Origin of the sequence: Streptomyces sp. NPDC088910, assembly GCF_044749865.1 — a bacterium.
Lineage (GTDB): Bacteria > Actinomycetota > Actinomycetes > Streptomycetales > Streptomycetaceae > Actinacidiphila.
The window spans coordinates 1-17,523 of record NZ_JBIVIV010000027.1 but is presented as its reverse complement, the minus strand read 5'-3'; the positions used below and the strand labels follow the sequence as shown (position 1 = coordinate 17,523).

25 protein-coding genes are annotated in these 17,523 nt (G+C 71.6%); 6 read left to right on the top strand and 19 right to left on the bottom strand.

Going from position 1 to position 17,523, the window contains the following annotated elements; all coding sequences use genetic code 11:
- The 17 genes from ACIP4Z_RS35385 to ACIP4Z_RS35305 all read right to left on the bottom strand — a co-directional run.
- A partial coding sequence (locus tag ACIP4Z_RS35385) for a hypothetical protein (protein WP_401314679.1) occupies positions 1–1,593 on the bottom strand: 1,593 nt, incomplete at its 3' end.
- Between the two features lie 992 nt (positions 1,594–2,585).
- Positions 2,586–2,960 carry an RRQRL motif-containing zinc-binding protein gene (locus ACIP4Z_RS35380; protein WP_401314677.1) on the bottom strand — a complete coding sequence of 125 codons (375 nt, stop codon included), beginning with the start codon at positions 2,958–2,960 and terminating at the stop codon, positions 2,586–2,588.
- The gene (locus tag ACIP4Z_RS35375) at positions 2,957–3,136 is read right to left on the bottom strand and encodes a hypothetical protein (protein WP_401314675.1); all 180 of its coding nucleotides are present in this window, start codon (positions 3,134–3,136) and stop codon (positions 2,957–2,959) included. Before ACIP4Z_RS35375 ends, ACIP4Z_RS35380 begins: the two co-directional genes overlap by 4 nt.
- Positions 3,133–3,432: a hypothetical protein gene (locus ACIP4Z_RS35370; protein WP_401314674.1), complete on the bottom strand. Its 300-nt coding sequence runs from the start codon at positions 3,430–3,432 to the stop codon at positions 3,133–3,135. The genes ACIP4Z_RS35375 and ACIP4Z_RS35370 overlap by 4 nt, the downstream gene beginning before the upstream one ends.
- Complete coding sequence (locus ACIP4Z_RS35365; RefSeq protein ID WP_401314672.1) at positions 3,432–4,067, bottom strand: hypothetical protein; 636 nt, start codon at positions 4,065–4,067, stop codon at positions 3,432–3,434. Before ACIP4Z_RS35365 ends, ACIP4Z_RS35370 begins: the two co-directional genes overlap by 1 nt.
- An 89-nt stretch (positions 4,068–4,156) precedes the next feature.
- Positions 4,157–4,474 (bottom strand): hypothetical protein, encoded by a 318-nt coding sequence (locus ACIP4Z_RS35360; protein ID WP_401314671.1) that lies wholly within the window; start codon positions 4,472–4,474, stop codon positions 4,157–4,159.
- A gap of 17 nt (positions 4,475–4,491) precedes the next feature.
- Positions 4,492–4,683, bottom strand: a complete 192-nt coding sequence (locus ACIP4Z_RS35355) for a hypothetical protein (protein ID WP_401314669.1) — start codon at positions 4,681–4,683, stop codon at positions 4,492–4,494.
- Positions 4,683–4,979: a hypothetical protein gene (locus tag ACIP4Z_RS35350; protein WP_401314668.1), complete on the bottom strand. Its 297-nt coding sequence runs from the start codon at positions 4,977–4,979 to the stop codon at positions 4,683–4,685. The genes ACIP4Z_RS35355 and ACIP4Z_RS35350 overlap by 1 nt, the downstream gene beginning before the upstream one ends.
- Positions 4,979–5,200 (bottom strand): hypothetical protein, encoded by a 222-nt coding sequence (locus ACIP4Z_RS35345; protein ID WP_401314666.1) that lies wholly within the window; start codon positions 5,198–5,200, stop codon positions 4,979–4,981. The genes ACIP4Z_RS35350 and ACIP4Z_RS35345 overlap by 1 nt, the downstream gene beginning before the upstream one ends.
- A 1-nt stretch (position 5,201) precedes the next feature.
- A complete protein-coding gene (locus ACIP4Z_RS35340) occupies positions 5,202–5,567 on the bottom strand; it encodes a hypothetical protein (RefSeq protein WP_401314664.1) in 366 nt (121 codons plus the stop codon).
- Between the two features lie 90 nt (positions 5,568–5,657).
- Positions 5,658–5,879 carry a hypothetical protein gene (locus ACIP4Z_RS35335; RefSeq protein ID WP_401314662.1) on the bottom strand — a complete coding sequence of 74 codons (222 nt, stop codon included), beginning with the start codon at positions 5,877–5,879 and terminating at the stop codon, positions 5,658–5,660.
- Positions 5,880–5,935: 56 nt separating this feature from the next.
- Positions 5,936–6,163 (bottom strand): hypothetical protein, encoded by a 228-nt coding sequence (locus ACIP4Z_RS35330; protein ID WP_401314660.1) that lies wholly within the window; start codon positions 6,161–6,163, stop codon positions 5,936–5,938.
- Between the two features lie 211 nt (positions 6,164–6,374).
- Positions 6,375–8,645 carry a hypothetical protein gene (locus ACIP4Z_RS35325; RefSeq protein ID WP_401314658.1) on the bottom strand — a complete coding sequence of 757 codons (2,271 nt, stop codon included), beginning with the start codon at positions 8,643–8,645 and terminating at the stop codon, positions 6,375–6,377.
- 62 nt (positions 8,646–8,707) lie between these two features.
- Positions 8,708–9,163 (bottom strand): hypothetical protein, encoded by a 456-nt coding sequence (locus tag ACIP4Z_RS35320; RefSeq protein ID WP_401314657.1) that lies wholly within the window; start codon positions 9,161–9,163, stop codon positions 8,708–8,710.
- A 139-nt stretch (positions 9,164–9,302) separates the two neighbouring features.
- A complete protein-coding gene (locus ACIP4Z_RS35315; protein ID WP_401314655.1) occupies positions 9,303–10,484 on the bottom strand; it encodes a hypothetical protein in 1,182 nt (393 codons plus the stop codon).
- Positions 10,481–10,702, bottom strand: coding sequence for a hypothetical protein (locus tag ACIP4Z_RS35310; RefSeq protein WP_401314653.1), 222 nt, complete (start codon positions 10,700–10,702; stop codon positions 10,481–10,483). Before ACIP4Z_RS35310 ends, ACIP4Z_RS35315 begins: the two co-directional genes overlap by 4 nt.
- Positions 10,699–11,109, bottom strand: a complete 411-nt coding sequence (locus tag ACIP4Z_RS35305; RefSeq protein ID WP_401314651.1) for an RNA polymerase sigma factor — start codon at positions 11,107–11,109, stop codon at positions 10,699–10,701. Before ACIP4Z_RS35305 ends, ACIP4Z_RS35310 begins: the two co-directional genes overlap by 4 nt.
- Positions 11,110–11,446: 337 nt before the next feature.
- Between ACIP4Z_RS35305 and ACIP4Z_RS35300 the strand changes: the two genes are divergently transcribed.
- The 6 genes from ACIP4Z_RS35300 (at position 11,447) to ACIP4Z_RS35275 (ending at position 15,595) form a co-directional block, all read left to right on the top strand.
- On the top strand, positions 11,447–12,172 hold the full coding sequence (locus tag ACIP4Z_RS35300; RefSeq protein ID WP_401314649.1) for a GntR family transcriptional regulator: 726 nt from the start codon (positions 11,447–11,449) through the stop codon (positions 12,170–12,172).
- Positions 12,173–12,336: 164 nt separating this feature from the next.
- Positions 12,337–13,137: a ParA family protein gene (locus ACIP4Z_RS35295; protein ID WP_401314647.1), complete on the top strand. Its 801-nt coding sequence runs from the start codon at positions 12,337–12,339 to the stop codon at positions 13,135–13,137.
- On the top strand, positions 13,137–13,409 hold the full coding sequence (locus ACIP4Z_RS35290) for a hypothetical protein (protein WP_401314645.1): 273 nt from the start codon (positions 13,137–13,139) through the stop codon (positions 13,407–13,409). The genes ACIP4Z_RS35295 and ACIP4Z_RS35290 overlap by 1 nt, the downstream gene beginning before the upstream one ends.
- Before the next feature lie 513 nt (positions 13,410–13,922).
- Entirely contained in the window at positions 13,923–14,522 is a 600-nt protein-coding gene (locus ACIP4Z_RS35285; protein WP_401314643.1) for a hypothetical protein, read from the top strand.
- On the top strand, positions 14,519–14,971 hold the full coding sequence (locus tag ACIP4Z_RS35280; protein WP_401314642.1) for a protein kilB: 453 nt from the start codon (positions 14,519–14,521) through the stop codon (positions 14,969–14,971). Before ACIP4Z_RS35285 ends, ACIP4Z_RS35280 begins: the two co-directional genes overlap by 4 nt.
- 30 nt (positions 14,972–15,001) lie before the next feature.
- On the top strand, positions 15,002–15,595 hold the full coding sequence (locus ACIP4Z_RS35275) for a hypothetical protein (RefSeq protein WP_401314640.1): 594 nt from the start codon (positions 15,002–15,004) through the stop codon (positions 15,593–15,595).
- 52 nt (positions 15,596–15,647) lie between these two features.
- On the opposite strand, the gene ACIP4Z_RS35270 is transcribed toward ACIP4Z_RS35275, so the two are convergent.
- Positions 15,648–15,983: a hypothetical protein gene (locus tag ACIP4Z_RS35270; protein WP_401314638.1), complete on the bottom strand. Its 336-nt coding sequence runs from the start codon at positions 15,981–15,983 to the stop codon at positions 15,648–15,650.
- A gap of 1,160 nt (positions 15,984–17,143) precedes the next feature.
- On the bottom strand, positions 17,144–17,523 hold a 380-nt coding region (locus tag ACIP4Z_RS35265), incomplete at its 5' end, for a hypothetical protein (RefSeq protein ID WP_401314636.1).

Here is a 17,523-nt window from a genome sequence, read left to right as displayed (position 1 = left end):
GTCGGCGCGTACGGATGCCGGGGTGGCGTGGGTGCGGCCGGTCGACGGGTCGGTCCACTGGGTGCGGGGCATCTCGCCGGTGAGCGGGTCGGCCCGGCGCGCGTCGCCGGGCCCGTGGAAGTGCACGCCCGCTGCCAGTCCCCAGGATTCGAGGACGTCGACGACGACCTGGCGGGCGTGGGCGGTGGCGTCGATGCCGGTCTGGGCGGCCTGCTGGCTGGCGGTGGTGACGGCGATGCGGAGCTGCCCGCGGCGGCCGGGGACGTCGGCGACGGTGGTCCGCCAGGGCTGGGGTTCGACGGTGACCAGGACGTCGGCGACGTCGGCGACGTCCTGGTCGACGACGACCTTCTGCTCGTCGTCGAGGGTGCGGCCGGTCAGCCGCTCCAGGCGCTCACGGATGCCGCCGGTCCAGGTCAGCATCCGGGACCCCTTGGTGCCGCGCTCGAACTGCCGCCACAGCGCCAGCTCGGCTTCGTCGCCCGCGAGCGCCAGGCGCAGGATCTCGAACGGCGCCCGCCCTGCCTTGCGGCCCTTCTTGGTGTCGGCGCGCAGCAGCTCGTTGCCGAGCGCGCTGGCATGGGCGCGGCCGATCTCCTGCCGGATCGACGCGATAAGCGAGTCCGCCTCCGCCTCGGCGCGCACGCGGCCGGCGGCCCGGGCGGCGTCCCGGCGTGCGCGGGCGTCGACCAGGCGGCGGGCCTGGTCGGCGGTGGGCCGGGCGTCCCTGGAGACGTGGTCGGGGATCTGCCCCGGCAGCGCCTCGCCCGGCACCTTGCCGTCGTCCTTGTCCTGGACCTTGACCAAGTAGCGGGCGAGGTCGGCGGCGCCTTCGGCGCCGCGGCGGGCGGGGGCGACGTCGACGCCGTGCTTGCGCGAGGGACGGCCCAGCTTGGCGTGCGCGCACTCGGCCTGCCAGCGGTCGTACAGCTCCGTCTCCATCTCGGCGGTGATCCGGTCGGTGGCCGGGTCCTCCATCCACAGCACCGCGTGGATGTGCGTGTGCCAGGACGCGCCCCAGGAGTGGGTGACCTCCAGCGCCCGGGTGCCGCCCGCGATCCCGTACTTCGCGCAGAACCGCCGCCACCAGCGGGACTGAAGCATCCGGCGCCACGCGTCGGCGGTCCGCTGAAGCTGGCCCTTGCGCACCTTCGGCTTGCCGTCGTCGTCGAGGACGACCTCGCCGTCGTCGTCGAGGACGGGCCGGTCCTCCAGCACGGCGTACTGCGCGTGCCGCGAGGTGAGGGTGGCCATCGCCATACCGTGCCCGGCATGCGTGCGGCCGGCGTCCTCGGAGTTGCCGGTGCACAGTTCCGCGTCGTGCTCGGTCGCCCAGGCCAGCGCGTACGCCTCCATCGCGGCCGCCCGGTCGGCACGGACTACGGGCGAGCACTCCGGGCAGGCCCACACGCTGCCGCACCGGAACAGGCCCGCGAAGGACCCGGATCCGTCCGTCTTCCGCGTGATCGCGACCGCGCCCGCGAGCGGTTCGGCACCGCAACGGCCCAGCGACCGCAGGCCGGTGATCCGGCGCGTCTCGTCCAGGATGCGCATGCGGCGCTGCATCGGGTTGTTCCGCTGCTCATACCGCACCCCCAAATCGGGGCATTCCGCCGGTGCGGTGATCCCGGTTTCGTCGGTGCATCGCCGCAGGTCAGAGCCGGTATCGGTGATCTTGGCGGCAACACTGTTCTCTGGTTTCCCAGGCGACCCGCCGTCGTGGTGGGGGTCGTCGCCCGCAGGCTGGCCCAGGTGGGGCTCCAGGCGGGCGTGTGCGGCCCGTACGCGGGCCATGGCAGCCCGGACGGCCTCGGGGTCGCGTACGGCAGCGCGTCGCGCCCTGAATGCCTCGTAGGCGTCGCTACGCTGAGCGTCCGTCATCTCCGGTGCGGCCGCGAACGCGGCGCCTGCGGAGCGCTCGGCCTCTGCGGCCCATTCCTCGCGTAGCTCGTCCAGGCGCAGCGCGGCTCGTGCCGCAGCAGCAGTTTGGGCGTGGTGGCGGGCGGCCCGCCGCTCTCGAACGTGGGGTCGAGGATTGAGCGGCCTGGTTCCGGACATGCGAATGACCGGCGCGGCGGCCGGTGAATCTGGTGCGGATACCGAGGTATCCCGTACGCTGGTCAAAGCGTTGGGTCCTTTTGTCTCGCCTGTGAAGCGACATTGAGGTCAGGGCCCGCGAGAACGGTCCGGGCTCCTACACCCGGGCCGTTCGCTTTTTTCGGGACCTCAACGAGTGATCCAACCGCATCGAGGGCCCGCAGTGGGGCCGCCACGCGAGGATTGGGCTGTCGTGTTTGGTAGCCAGCACATTTGAGACAGTCTTTTGCCCGATAGCTCCCGATATCCGGTGCGCAGTAGCGCCCGTGATGGGTCATCACCTGGCAAAACACTGTGGCGGGGCCCTTCGTGGTCGGGTGGCGCGGCGGGCGGGACGGGAACGTGATCACCCGGCACACCAGGGACGTACGCGGGGGGCGAAGGGTTACGGGCGACGTGGTCGTCAGGGCTATCCGGACCATCCGGACCGACCTACGCGCGCGGGCGCGGGGCCGGGACCAGTCCCGGCCCCGCTGGTGTTGACCTTCCTAGGTGTCGTAGCAGGGGGTGCAGACCCCGAGCGAGGTAGCGATGCGGTAGCCGCGGTCTTCGCCGCAGGCCGGGCAGATGCGCTGTGCGCGCAGCGCGGCTTCTACCGCCCGCCATTTCGCGGGAGTCATCGGGCGGACGGGTTTGGCCGCGGCGATGTCGTACAGCAGCGCCTGGCGGACTCCGCCCCTGGCCTTCTTCGAGCGCCACTCCAGTTGCGCGACGACGGGCTGCCCGCCGGGCCGTAGCCCGACCGCCTTGAGCTGGTTGTACGTCTTCAGCCCCTCGGGCGCCTGGTGGTAGCGGTACGTGGGGATCGTGGTCATGGGCCGGTCAGGTTCGGCCGCACGGAAGTGCAGGTCGGTGAGCTTCACCGCGTCACCTCGACACGGTCGATGTGGACGCGGCCCTCGTCACGGACGCCACCCAAAGCGGCGGCGGCGACGATCGGGGCGACCAGGTCGGGCGTGCCCGCGTTCATCAGATAGACCTCAGTGACCCGGTGGTCACCGGTGACCGTGTCGGTCCAGTGGACGTCGTAGCCGGTCATCGCACCCACACCTCCGACCAGCCGGTGACCGGGCCGCGCCCGGCGTGACGGTTGAGGTAGTCGTGCAGTTTCTCCAGCGCGAGGCGGTGGTCGGCGTTGACCTGGCGGACGATGACGCCGCGGTCGGTGATGGCGTTCCACACGCCGTCAGGGACGGCTCCGGTGGTCACGAAGGAGCTGCCGATCAGGTCGTCGGCCCACCAGGAGGCGATGGTGCGGGCGGCCCCGTCGCTGATCAGGCCGGGGGTCGTACGGCAGTGGTCGAACACCGCGCGTTCGTCGGCGTAGGCGCTCATCAGCGGCCCCCTCGGGCTGCGGTCGCGGCGTCGCGGACGACGGACAAGATCTGGTCGCGGGAGACGTGCGAGGCGTCGTTCCACTGCCAGAACGGTTCGCGGATGCCGCGGACCGCGAGGGTGTTCTGGATGTGGCGCCCGGCCTCGATCGCGGTGTCCTGGCTGCCGTAGCCGAGCCGGAACAGGACTTTCTGCGCGCCGAGCATGCACACCGCGCCCCCGGCGGTCCGCGTACGGCGGCCGGTCTTGGCCCAGCCCCAGCGCTCCAGCACCAGCGCAGTGAGTTCGAGGTGTTCAGCGGTGGTGATGCGGAGCCGCTTGACGCCTTCACCGCGGCGGGCCGGGTGCAGGGACAGCAGCCGGTCGGGCAGCAGCTTCCAGATCCCGCCGGGCAGCACCGCGCCGTTCTCGGGACGGGCGCCGCGGCCGGCGGGGAGGTCGGCGAGCGCGGTGCGGACCAGCTCGTCGGTGGTCGCGCTCACCAGCGGGTGCGCGGTGCGCTTGCGGGCGGCGAGGTACCGCTCCATCTCGGCCACCAGGTCGTCGGCGAGCCCGCCGATCAGGTCGTCGGCGAGGAGCCCGGCCAGCTCATCGGCTGGACTTCGGCTTGCCCGGTCGTGGGTGGGTGTGGTCATCTCGGTAGTGCCTCCGAGTCGTCTTGTGCGGGTCGGATGGGAAGGGGCGCCCCGGTTGCTGTCCAGGCGGAGGGGCGCCCCGGTCGGATCTAGCGCCAGAGCCAGGGCTCGCGCTGCTTGGCCGCGGTGTCGGCCGCGTCGGCGAGCTGGTGCGCGAACTGGCCCCAGTCGTCGGGCATGCGCGAGTGGCACGCCGCGAGCTTGAGGACGTCCGCCATACGACCGGCCTCAGCCCAGGTGATCTCGAACGGCCCGGTCGCGCGCTGGACCCGGTCGAACAGCGGCAGCACGACACGCCAGTCGCGGGCGCTCGACACGTGCGCGACCTGGCTGCCGAGGTTGGTGAGCTGCGTCGCCGAGCGGTAGACGATCTCGCCGTACGGCGCGTGGCTGATGCTCCAGCCCATGAGGATGTCCTTCCTGTTCAGAGGGTGGTGGGGTCGGTCAGGGCCCGGCGGGTCCTGTCGTAGGCGACCGCGTCGGCCAGGGCTTGGCGGCCGTAGCGCTGCGCGAGCTGCGCGACCATGACCCGGCTGGTGCCGGAGTCGCCGTGCTCGGCGACGATCGCGTTCATCTCGCGGATCAGCGCGGCGAGCACCGCGGGCGGCGTCGTCATCAGATCCACCGCCACGGCTCGCGCCGGTCGGCCGCGGTACGCGCGGCCGCCGCGATGTCCTCGGTCATCCGGACGTGCATCGGGTGCATGTAGACGCTGAGGGCGGCGTCCTCCAGGCGGTCCGCGATGTCGCCGACCTTCGCGGCCGGGACGGCGAAGGTCGCGGCGGTGTCGAACAGTTCGCGTTCCACGACGCGCCAGTCGTGGTCGGGCATCGCCAGGTGCAGCTCGACCGCCCAGTCGGTGATCTGGTCCTCGGTGTAGGTCTGCGCCAGGTGCTGGATCGTCCAGGCCATCAGTGCTCCACCGCCCACGTGCCGTCGCAGCTCACCGCGTGGTCGGCGGCGGCCTGCTTGAGCTGGACCGTGGACACACGGTCCCGGCCCCTCTCGCGGCGGGTGCCGTCGCTGCCGGACGTGCCGCACTCGCACACCCACGAGCCGGAGCTGCCGCGCCTGCCGGTACGGACCGTCACCGTGACGGTGGCGGTGCCGGTGACCGTCTCGGTCGACTCCATCTCAGACCCCCGCCGGAACAGCACGCTGGACCGCCTCCTCCGGGTCCGGCCCGGACACCGACGACGCCGCGTACTCCGCGAACGTCTTGATGCCCGCCGGCCGGACCGCGTGGATCGGCCCGTACGACAGCCACACCCCGGCGGCGGTCAGGTGACCGCACCTCGGCTGCCCGCTGATCAGCGACCGCCCGCTGAAGGTCCACTCCTGGAGCAGGCGGCCCTTGCCCCACGCGAAGTGGCAGTCCAGCACGCTGTAGTACGTGCGGCCCGGCTCGACCGTGGCCGCGAACTCGCGGGCCTCCCTCTGCGCGCCGCGCCCGGCGATGGCGCCCGCCATCGCGTTGTCGATTTTGTCGAGCAATCCCATGTGCTCTCCCCAGATGCGAACCGGACCGGGCGGGCTGCCCGGTCCTGCGCCCGGCACGGCGACAGCGCCGCCGTGCCGGACACAGGACCGTCAGACCTGGATGGCCGCGCACCTGGCCGCGTGGTCCGCCGCGCGGTTGAACATTCCCTGGAGCTCCGAGGCGCTGCTGATCGGGGGGTTGCTGTACGACAGGCAGCCGTCGCAGGCCCAGCGGAAGTCCCCGTTCCCATAGATCTGCACGAGCTGGCCGGAGGCCGTCCTCCAGGCGGTGCCTGTCGGAGTGCCGAACTCAGCCGGTATGCGCGTATTCACCAGTTCTCCTCTGTCGGTTCGTACGGAACATCAGGACGGTGCTGCTGCACGGGGCGTCAGACCTGGACGCCGGTGCAGCCGTCGGCGTGCGCCTGCGCCTCGGGCTCAATGCGCTCGGTGAAGTTCGGGTTGACCGGCTCCAGATGCAGGCAGCCGGTGCAGAACCAGCCCTGACTCTTCGCGTTCCGGATGTTCTGGATCCGGTGGACCAGGGCTCCCGAGCGGGTCTTCCAGGCCGTGCCGGTCGTCGTCGTGTCCGCGGGCCAAGCGGGGCGGGTCGCCATGAGTGCTGTCTCCTTTGTCAGGTTTGCGGGGTGGTCGGGAGGGTGGTCACCCCCCGGTCGGTGCCTGGTTTGCCCCGGTTTACGGGGTGGTCGGAGGGTGGTCGCGCCTGGTCGGCCGACCGGGCGGGCCCGGTCTCCGACCGGGGGGCAACCTGGGGCATACCGGGCATCGACCGGGGGGTGACCACCCTGCCGACCGGGTAGAACGTCCCTATTTGCCGTGCTGGATGAGAGCGGTGCCGATCTGCTCACGGAAGTAGCCGTTGGGGTTGGCCATGCCGTCTATCGGCCCGAGCTTGCGGGTGCCTCCGGCCCCGGCGTCGCGCAGCTTCGCCTGGAGCTGAGCACCGGTCAGACCCTCGTAGCGGGGCCGGGAGGCGATGGTGAGCAGCTCGACCAGGCGCTCGGTGCGGGCCCGGTCGACGCCCGCTCCGTCCAGCACGCCGAGGCAGTCGAGCAGCAGGTTGCGCGCGGCGGCGACGGCCGGGTCGACGTGGCCGTGGAGGGACGCGTCGCCGGTCAGCGTCCCGGCCGCGATCCGCAGGTCCCGGCCGCGCAGGCAGATGTCCTTGAAGTCGGGCAGGTCGATCACGTCGGCCTTCAGGGTGACGTGGCCTTCCTCGCCGCCCTGGTCCAGGACGACGACGCCCTTGCTGTCCTCGGTGAGCATGTGGGGCGCGGCACCGGCCGCGACCGCGTCGTCACCCAGGACCATCTTGGCGCTGCGGTCGCCCTTGACCCGGCACGATGCGCGCTTCGCGCAGACCTCGCGCAGCGCGGTCGGCACGGAGTTGGCGTCCGGGCGCTGCGTGATGAACACGCCCATCCCGCCGACGAACCTGGTCACCCTCACGTACCGGGCGAAGGACTCGACCAGCACGTCCTTGCCCGACCGGGTCGGGGTGCGGCCGGGCTTGTCGGGGTCGGCGTCGTCGTCGACCGCGACGCGGATCAGCGCGGCGCCGTCCAGCAGCTCCTGGAGCTCATCGACCACCAGGAGCACCGGACCCATCCCGGCCGCGGCGAGCTCCGGGGTGATCTTCCCCTCCGGCGCCTTCTCCGGGTCGCTCTCGTAGAGCTTCTCCAGCTCGCTGCCCCGGTCCTGCATCTCGCCGATCGTGGACTCCATCACGTCCAGGACGTCGCGGATGATGTCCGGGGTGGCGCCCGCGATCCAGCGGTGCGCGACGTGCTTGAGCGGAGCCCAGTCCGGCCCGGTCTTACCCGTCACGACGATGATGCGGACCGTGGGGTCCAGCGCGGCCGCGGCCGCGACCAGCCGGGCGAAGTAGCTCTTGCCGTAGCCCATGAGGCCGCCGACCATCAGCGACGACCACAGCAGGTGCATGACCTGCCGCAGGCCCCGGGCGTCGGCGCCCAGCGGCACGCCCTGGTTCCAGAAATCCCACTGCGCCGCGTCGACCAGCTCCGAGCGCGTCTTGCCCTTGCCGTGCGGGGAGTCGGAGTTCGCAACCCACAGCCGGAAACGCCCCTCGTGGCCGTCGTCACCGGTGTCCTGCGTGACCTCGATCCGCACCTTCTTGATCCGCAGCGCGGACGCCAGCTCCTCGACCCGGCCGGTCGCGGCGGCGGCCTTGACCCCGCGCGGCAGCTCCACGGTCGCCAACCAGCCCGGACCGTCCTCGTGGAGCCCGCCGATCACGTGCGTCTCCTCGACCTGGTCGCCCCGCACAATCCCGGCCTTCACCAGCGCCTTGACCAGATCCAGCTCACCGCGCACCCGCGCCGCGTCCCGCTTGACGAAGTCGACCGCGGTGAAGAACGGCGGCAGCGCCTTCTCCCCCTGCGGGCCCGGCACGCCCGGACCGTCGCCGGGCCCGCCGTCGGCGGCGGCCTGCTCCTGGCCCTGGCCGTCGCCCTGCTTCTTCTCCTCTTCCCGGGGCTTGCCCGCGATCCACACCGCCGCGAGCGCCGCGATCAGCTCCAGCGGCGCCATCAGCGGCTTGTGCGCGGTGAGCGTCAGCACCCCGTACCCGGAGGCCAGCACGATCCCGATCCGGGTCAGGCGGCGCCGCCACTTCAGCCGGTCGATGTCGCGGCGGGTGATCGCGTCCGCCACCAGGTCCGGCCCGGCCTGCGCCACCGACCCCAGTGCGATACCGAGTCTGGCCGCGTCGGTCGCGTCGCCCTCGTCGGCCTCCTCGGTGATCGCCCGCCGCAGCTTGCGCAGGTCACGCTGCTGCTCGCCGATGGCCTTCTCGTTGCGCCGGTCGCGGTCGACCGCGACCTCGGCCAGCGCGGTCTCCAGGTCGTCCATCTCGGACGCCATCAGCCACGCCGCGCCCGCCGACTGAAGCCGCGCGTACCCGGTGCCCATCCGGGCGACCGCCGGAACCCACCAGCCCGCAGGTAAAGCGTCGGGCTCGTGGTCGGGCAGCGGCGGGATACCGAACGGCGACGGCGAACCGGACGGCGGCGCCGCGTCCGCCGGAACCGGCGCCTTCGTGATGTCGAGTGCCATGTGGTGCCTCCAAATCCGGGTTGATCAGGAGCGGCGGCCCCGGCCGGGGCCGCCGCGAGACATCAGGACAGGCCGCCACCGAAGCTGGCGACGGAGGTCACCACGGAGCTGACGGCCGTCTGCGTCATCGCGCCGAGCGCGCCGCCCGCAAGCAGCACCCCGAGCGCGAAGGAGCAGAGCATCCAGCCGACCTTGTGACCGGCCTTGCGGACCGCGTAGACGACTCCGGCGCCGAGCAGGAGAATCGCGGTCCCGCCGACACCGACCGCCGGGCCGGACAGCGACTGCGTGGTGACCTGCTCCGGCGAGGTGTAGGTGGCGGGGTCCGCGCCGCCCGGCTGAGCGCCGCCCGGCTGGTTGAGGTCGGCGAACGGCTGCGGCGTGCTGCCGGACGCGACCACCGCGACGGCCTGGTGGTGGCCGGCCGTCGTGAGGTCGGCCGCCGTGGCGGTGCCCGCCAGGCCCAGGATTCCGACGGTGGCGGCGGAGACGACGATGGTGCGGACGGTGGTGTTCACGGTGGTGTCCTTCCGGGACTGAGGGGTGGTGCGGGGGAGGTGGTGCGGTGTCGGGGGGCGGCCTACCGGCCGCGGTTGTCCTCGCTGCGCTTGTTGACCTCGGCGAGTCGGCGGTGCATCTCGGCTTCCTGCTCTTCCGTCACGACGTCACCTCCTCGGCCGTCTCAGCCGCCTTGGCGGCCTTGGCCGCAGCGCTCATCTGGCGGCGGGCCACGGGGCTGTACCGGACGTCGCCGGGCACCCTGCGGGGAGGGGTTCCGCCGTTGCGCGTGCGGCCGTCCTCAGTGCTCTTGCGGGGCGCCTTGGGGGCAGTCCCGGTGAGGGGGTCCATTTGGGAATCGACCTGCGCATTTGCGTCTTTTTCGGTCTTGCCCAGCGGGCTGTTCGAAGCGACCCTCACGGCATGCCGGGCGGCCCTGCGGGCGGCGATCGTGTCCGCCGTCGCGCCGGTCTCCGCACCGTGGATCTCGTCCCACGCGCGCCGGTAGGTCTTCTCGCTCGGGACGACCCGGCCGACGATCCGGCGGTGCGTCAGCGACCGCTTCGGGGCGACCTCGCCGAGCGCCGCCGCGAGGTAGACCGCGCGGTCCCAGACCGCCGCGTCCTCCCGGCCCCTGGCCTCGGCGACAGCGCGCAGCCGCCGGTCCTCCAGCCGCTCCGCGCGGGCCTGCGCCCGGCGGACCCGGCGCGGAATACGGCCCGCCTTCTTCGTCATCCGGCCGTGCTCGTGCAGGTCCCAGATCAGCGGACCGGCCAGCGAGCAGAACGCCCCGCCGAGCCCGGTCGCCAGCCCGTACGCGGCCATGCCGTGCATCAGGTTGACCGTCGCGGCGAACAGCGCGCCGAATCCGGCGAGCAGCCGGTAGAGCCACGAGGGGCGGTCCTCATCGATCGCGGCCTGGGCCCCCGCGAGCAGCGCCCACGCCACGCCCTCGACCACCAGCGGCGCGGCAAGCAGAAACGGCGCCTTCGGGTTCCAGAAGGCCAACTCCTGGAGCGGCAGGCTGACCACGACGCAGGTGACCGCGATCGACAGCGCGGCCTTGCGCCAGGTCGCGGTGGACTTCGCGGCGCGGGCCTTAGCCGCAGCTTCCTCGCGGGCGGCCTCTTCGCGACGGCGGCGGGCCTCGGTCGCCTCCGCGAGCGCGGCCTCGATCTCGCCCTGCGCCTTCGCGGCAGCCTTCTGCTGCGCGAGCGCCTGCTTCGCGCGCTCCGCCTCATTGCGGATACGGGCGGCTTCGGCGTCGGCCTCGATCAGCGCGGCCTTGGCCAGGCCCTCCGCGTACGTCTCGCCCTCCGGGCGCAGCTCGGTGACCGTCACCTCGCCACCGCCTTCCGGCGGCGGTGCAGGACATACGCGCCGAGTCCCATCCCGACCAGCAACGGCTGGGCCGCAGCCCAGACCGTGGCGGTGGTCAGCACAACGGCCACAGCGACGGGGAGCGCGGGCACCAGGAGCAGCAGGCCCACCAGCAGGGCAAGTGCGATACGGCGCTGGGTGGGGGTCGCGGCCCGGGCACGGCTCAGGAGCTCGGTCATGCCGCCACCGCCAGCTCCGTCAGCGCCTCGAACTGGCGGCGGGCGGCGGGGGTCGTGGGCGCGGGCCGCTCGGCCAGCTCGCGGCTGGCTTCCATACGCACCACCGCGATCTCACCGGCGGCCGGAGCGGTTGGCAGGCGGCGGGCCTCGAACCAGTCGCCGAAGTCGGTCGACGTCTCGGTGGCCCTGGAGCGGGCGAAGTGACGCGCGATCATCCGGCGGGCGATGGTGGCAAGCAGGCCCCAGACCCGGCCGTCGATCTCGCGGTCGCGCATCGTGTAGCTGCACATCAGCTCGATGAACACATCGCTGGTCAGATCCTCAGCGAGGTGCCAGTCACGGCTAATCAGCCGGGAGTAGATGAAGGCGGTGACGCGCTCGTGGTACGTGACGAACAGCTCGGACAAGACAACGTCCGATTCACAGGGGGTGGACGCGCCTTCCCCGGTCTGTACGGGCAGACTGATGCCCACGGTGGTCCTCCTCGGTTCAGTCGAGTCGGGGCCGCCTAGCTGCGGGCCCGGGGTCGCATCCCGAGGCCCGCAGCGCCCGTTTGGGCATGGCGGTAGTGCACGTACCGCGCCCCCCAGACGCTGTGCGCCCGGCGGGTGGCGGTACACCAACAAGGTAGACCACTGCACCACGAGAGCGCTACTGGTAGCGCTGAATGACTCCGTAAACTAGCCTTTGAGGTGTACCCCTGCACTCAGACCGGTCCGATATGACCAAGAAGGGAGGCCCGCTGTGGCGGAAACCACCGGGTATGCGCAGATTGCCGCCCACTACCGTCAGCAGATTCAGGACGGAGAGTTGAGGCCCGGTGACACCATGCCCTCGCTTCGGCAGGTGTGCGAAGAGTTTGGCGTGGCACAGACAACCGCCAACCGCGCGTTCCGCAGGCTCAAGATGGAGGGCCTGACCCTCGCTCAGCCTGGAATCGGGACTCTCGTCGCCGGACTGATCAGCAACAACATCTCCGCGCGCGTGCGGATGCACGAAACCACAGGTAAGGCCCTCGGAGGTGGTGAAACCTCCACCATCTTGGAGGTGGGGACCACTGGGGCCGACGAACTCGTGGCACCTCGACTCGACGTCGAGCCTGGTACTCCTGTCTATGTCCGGAAGCGTGTAGTCAGCAGGGCTGGCGTACCAGTACACCTCAGCAGCTCGTACTACCCGCCCTACGTAATCGCCGTGACTCCCGAGCTGACGGAGCCCGTATCAACCGGAGGCTCGCGCGAGCTGGCCGCCGAGCGGCTAGGCGTCGCCCAAGAGCAAGTGCTCGAAGAAGTCACCTCCCGGCTCGCCACCGAACAGGAGAAGGCAATCCTTGGCCTGACCACTGGGGAGGTCGTCGTGACCCAAGTCGTTCGAACGGTGACACTCGCTGATGGTCGCGTCGTAGAAGTGGCCGTGAAGGTCACTGGCGGCGCAACCATCCTGCGCTGGTCCACCTCCCTCAGCTCTTAATCAGTTCTCTCAAGGCCCGCCCCTCGTACAAGGGGCGGGCCTTTTTGTGGCCTGGTGGCGTGCCAGCGTGCTGGCATGTTGGCAAGTCAGCCAGCAGGCGGGCCTGTGGCGCTGGCATGCTGGCCTGCTGACGGGTGCTGACGAACGGATGATGAGGCGAGGCAATGGCCAGGCGAACGATGTTGCTGAACAACCGGGGCGGGGTGGGGAAGAGTGACCTCACGCTCCGGCTCGGTGCAGCTCTGGCGAAGCGGGGCAGGCGGGTTGGGCTGGTGGACTTCGACCCGCAGGGGAACCTCTCGCGCCGGGCGGGCTGGGCCTACAGCGAGGAGCGGCCTCAGTTGACGGTGAGCGAGGCCGTCCAGGCCGACCGGGTAGGCGCGATGAAGCAGGTGTGGACCGAGGTCCGGTGGGACACGGAGTACGCCGACAGGATGCGGCTCGCGCCGGCCTGGCTGGAGCTGGAGAACCGATACGCGGAAGCGGGACTCGCGGGAGCGCATCTTCGGCTGGCGAAGGCGATGCAGGGTGCCGACGACGACCTGGACGACACCCTGATCGACTGCCCCCCGAGCCTGTTCCACCTGACGCAGATGGCGATGGCGGCTTCGGACGGCGTGCTGCTGGTGACCCGGGCGGAGATCGACGCGATCCTCGGGGCCCGCAGGGTGCGCGACTTCATCATGGAGAAGCGCGAGGCGCTGCACGCCGACGATCTGCGGATCGACGGGGTCGTGGTCAACGACTACGAGCAGGGCAAGCCGCGGCAGCGCGCGCAGCTCGCCAGCGTGCGCCGGATCTTCGGGGACCTGGTGTGGGAGCCGCTGATCGCCCGCCGCGAGGTCATCGCCAACGCCAGCAACGACCACCTCCCCCTGGAGGGGGCCACCGGCAGCCAGCTCACCCAAGCAGTCGCCGGTTTCGAGCTGCTGGCCAACACGTACGAAAAGAGGATCGCGGCCTGATGCCCCGCCACGAATTCGAGACTCCGGACGACGTCTCCGAACCGCCGCTGACGCCGAACACCGGAGGCGTCAAGGCCGGGGCCGACCTCGGCCAGCCCCGGCGCAAGGACAAGGCGAGCGAGTGGAAGTCGTTCTCCAGCTACCTCCCCGCCGACCTCCAGCGCCGGTTCCGGGCCCAGTGCGCACTGGACGGGATCGAGGTCCGGCAGGGCCTGGACGACGCCGTCCGCGCATGGCTGGAGAACCGGCACGCCAGCACGCCAGCACGCTGAACACGCCAGCTCACTGGCATGCCAGCAAGCCAGCGCGCAGGCACACCGGTCTGAACAGCCACGACGCCCCGCATGAGACCAGTGCGGGGCGTCGTCGTCTGCCGGGCCGTGACGGGGCGGCATCGCGCCGGGGTTTACATGGCGGGCCGCACGCCGGGCGCGGGCATCGTCGTTGCGCGCGTAGCCAGGGGCTGGCTGCGGAGGGGGCGGGGTCGTTCGTGATCTTGTTCGACCGGCTGACGGTCTCCTCGGGCGGGCCGCCGTACCCCCGCCGTCACGGATGCGGGCGCGTGAGGCGACCCCGAGGCACGGCGGCGGCGGGCGGGGAGCACCTGCTGCCGCGATCCGGCCGGGCCCGGTGTGGTCGCTCCGCGTCGGTGCAGGTATCACGTGGCCAACGAGCGTTTCGTAAAGGACTCTTGACACACATGTTCACTCGTAAAGAACCCTTGACATCATGCCTGTTCGTAAAGGAATCTTGACACAAGCGAATCGACGTCAAGGAGTGTTGCCATGGGTTGGATTCACGACGTTCCCGAGGATGACCTGTACGACCACGAGGGGTGGTGCGTGGCGGTGATGGGCGACGGCAGCGAGCCGGAGCCGATCCAGCAGACGTTCCCCATGCACGACGGCACGACCCGCAGCAGCCCGAACTCGGCCTGGTGGCTGTACGACGGGCGGGAGGGCCGCCCGCAGGCCGTCGCGGTGCGGGCCGGGTGCCGGTGCGGCTGGCGGTCCGACGCGATGTTCCCGATCGACGTCGCCGACCACGAGGCGACCGAGGGATTCGAGTTCAACGACGGGCCGTTCGCGGCCTGGCAGCGGGAACACATCAGCCAGCTCCTGGGCACCTCCGTGCCGACCGAGGTGACCGAGGCCATCGCCACACTCCGCCGGATGCTGACCGGCCTGGCCGAATCGAGGCCCCTCGCCGCGATCACCGCCAGCTCGGACGTCGAGCGGATGGCAGCCACCAACCTCCAGATCGGGGTGACGTCAGCCCGCACCACCGGACAGGCGTCGTGGGACGCCATCGGCAAGGCTTTGGGCACGACCCGGCAGGCGGCGCACCAGCGGTTCTCTAAGGTCCCGTTCGGCGGTGCGAAGTGACCGCCACAGTCTTAGCCGTCCTCGGCACGCTGGCCGGTGCCGCTCTCACCGGGTGGATGCAGCTCCGCAGCGCGGCCGGAGCACGGCGGGCCGCTGCCGCAGCGGAGACCACCACCGCCCGGCGCGCCGCCGTGGTGGACCTCCTGGCGGCCGTCGAGGACCACCGCCGCGCGATGTGGGTGCGCGAGGAAGCCAGGCTCGCCGGTGCCCCGGCCGACCGCGTGCAGCAGCTGCGGGCCGCCAGCCACGAGACCCGCTCGGCAGTGACCCGGCCGCACGCCAGCGTCATCCTGCTCGCGCCCGACCTCCAGGGCGCCGCCGACGCTCTGGTGTCCAGTGCGTACGCGCTGCGCGACGCGGCGACCGCCGACGAACTGTCTGCCGCCCGCGCCGCATCCGTCGCGGCACGCCAGGCGTACATCAGCGCCGCCGCAGCCACCGCCCGCTGAATCCACCACCACGAAGGGGAGACCACAACGATGACGACCTACGAGACCACCGCCGTGCCCGGCCAGATCCACCGCTACGCCCCCCTGGACCCGCAGGCCGTGGACGGACTGGCCCAGCACGCCAGCGACGTGCTGATGCCCGCGGCCATCGGACCCGCCCGCACGCCGTTGGGCGAGGCCGCCGGACAGCTCAGCATCGCACTGTCGGAGTTCGCCCGGCTGGTCGACGCCGACGCGGACGACCAGCTCTACCAAGCGGAGGAAGTGCTGGAGCGGCTGCGCCGGGCCTCGCTGCACGTGCGCGAGCACCTGGTGGCCTCGGTGCCGGCCGCCGACCTCACGGCCCGTCACACCGACCTGATCGAGAGCTGCCTGGAGGAAGGGCTGCCGGTGGTGATGGAGGTGACGGCAGAGGTGCACGTCAGCGGAGGCCGCGCCGGGGGACCCGGACGGACCTCCACGGTCCGGCTGTCGACAGCCAGCGCACACCAGGACGTCGAGCTGAGCGACGGACGCACCGCCCGGCTCCCGGCCGTCGATCACCTGATCGTGCGCGACGGACTCCACGAGCTGGCACGGGTCGTCACTCCGCTGACCCGGAAGGCCGACGCCACCCGGGCATGAGACCCGGCCGCACGGCAGCAGAGCCCCGTACCGGACCGGTGCGGGGCTCTGCTCAGTCCAGGAGGCTGGGCTGTTCCGCTCCGCCCGGCAGACCGAGGGTACGGCGCGGTGACCGGCGCGCCGTTTCGTCAGTTGACGAAACGGAGGGATCGGCAGACGCGGCTCCCCCGCTCCGCGCATCGTCAGTTGACGAATCTCGGGCCGCCAGGGCGTCGGCCACCGCGGCGGCAATGAGGCCGCTCTCCCGGCGGGCGCGGTAGGCCATCTCGCGGTGGCCCTGCTTGCAGTAGTCCCGCAGTCGGCCGGTGGCCGGCTGATTGCGGATCGGCTCGCCGCACCAGCCGCACACCCGCAGGCCCCGTTCGTCGCGGGGCAGTCCATCGCTCATGCCACGACCGTACGGGTTCGGGAACCAGATCCCGCCCGGCGGAAGCGCCCAGGAGTGACCGCGGCGGCCGTCCCGCCGCGCGGGATCACAGCAGATCTGCCGGGCCCGTCGAAAAGTGCCAGAGGTGTCCCCGTTTTCCCTCGCGTCAAAAGTGCCAGAGGTGCCCGGCAGTTCCTCTGACAGATGTACGAGAGGCAGTCCCCCACGTCTACACGTCACGACCGGGGGGGCAGCCCACCACCGCGCTCGGAGAGCGCGACGTCAGAAGCCACCACCGGTCGTCGCTGACGTTCAGGTGGGGAAGTACCAAGGTATCTACGCGATACGAGGCCCGGCGGACCCTCGGGCCGAACTGCCGGAGGGGTGGCCTGGAGGGGTGGCCTACGGAAGTTGTCGGCGGCCCGGACGCCCCTTGACCGCCCCCTGGACCACCAGCTCAGACCCGTGACCGGGAGCACCGGCGTTCCGGGTGCGAGGCAAGTTGACGGGCACGTTGTACGGCAAGTTGACGGGCACGTTGATGGGCAACTTGTACGGCAAGTTGACGGGCAAGCCGCTCGCGGAGCCGGTCCGCTGGCAGACCCACGGGCGCGAGCAAGATATAGCGAGAGCATTGCTCTCGCAGGCCCCCGCGAGCGGGAGCAAAAGGTCCGCCCGGGGGTGCGGACCGAGGGCGGCGGGAATGGCCCGCCGGGGGGGTGCGGGGAAATCCGCGCTGTTTCCCCGACGCGCTCCGCACTCGCCACCTCGCCCCACATCCCAAAGGGGCGGGGTGTCGTGAGCGGAGACGGAGGGGAAGTCGGCGTCGGCGGCGGTTCCGCTTGTCGGCGGCTGCGTGCTGCCGACGACATCACTACCGCAGTCCAGCCCGTCGCATCCGGAGGGCGCAGTCCGTTGCCGCCTCTGGTTCCGGATTCGCCGGGGGGTGCGCGTACGGGTGCGCGTACCGGTGCGCGTACCGGTGCGCGTACGGGTGCGCGTGCTGAATACGCATCCAGGATTCCGCATCGGAGCGGTGGTGCGCTCTAGTTGCGCGCCTAGTTGCGCGCTAGTTGCGCGTGCTGGCCAGCGCCGGGAATTGTCACATCAATTCGGCTGAGCAAGTTAGTGGTTACTGGGCCCTTAACCGCGGTTAAGGGCCAGTCGCCGGAGACGGCGGGTCACTGGCACAGCAGGTGGATTCCGTCGCCGGTCTCGTCGGTGAGGCGGGTGTCGACCGGGCGGTCGCAGACGATGCAGGCCGGGCCGGTCGGCGCCGCGGCGGCGGCCATGGTGGCGGCCGCAGTGAGGTCGCGGGCGACCGGCAGGCCCTTGGCGCGGCGGGCGGCCTGTTCGGGGCGGACCCAGTCGCGCGGCCGGGTGCCAGCGACGGCGGCCGCGGCCTCCAGGTCGTGGGTGGTCTGCCACTGGTGGTGGGCCCGTTCGTGGCGGGGCGGCGGGACGATGTCGGCGCGTACGGATGCCGGGGTGGCGTGGGTGCGGCCGGTCGACGGGTCGGTCCACTGGGTGCGGGGCATCTCGCCGGTGAGCGGGTCGGCCC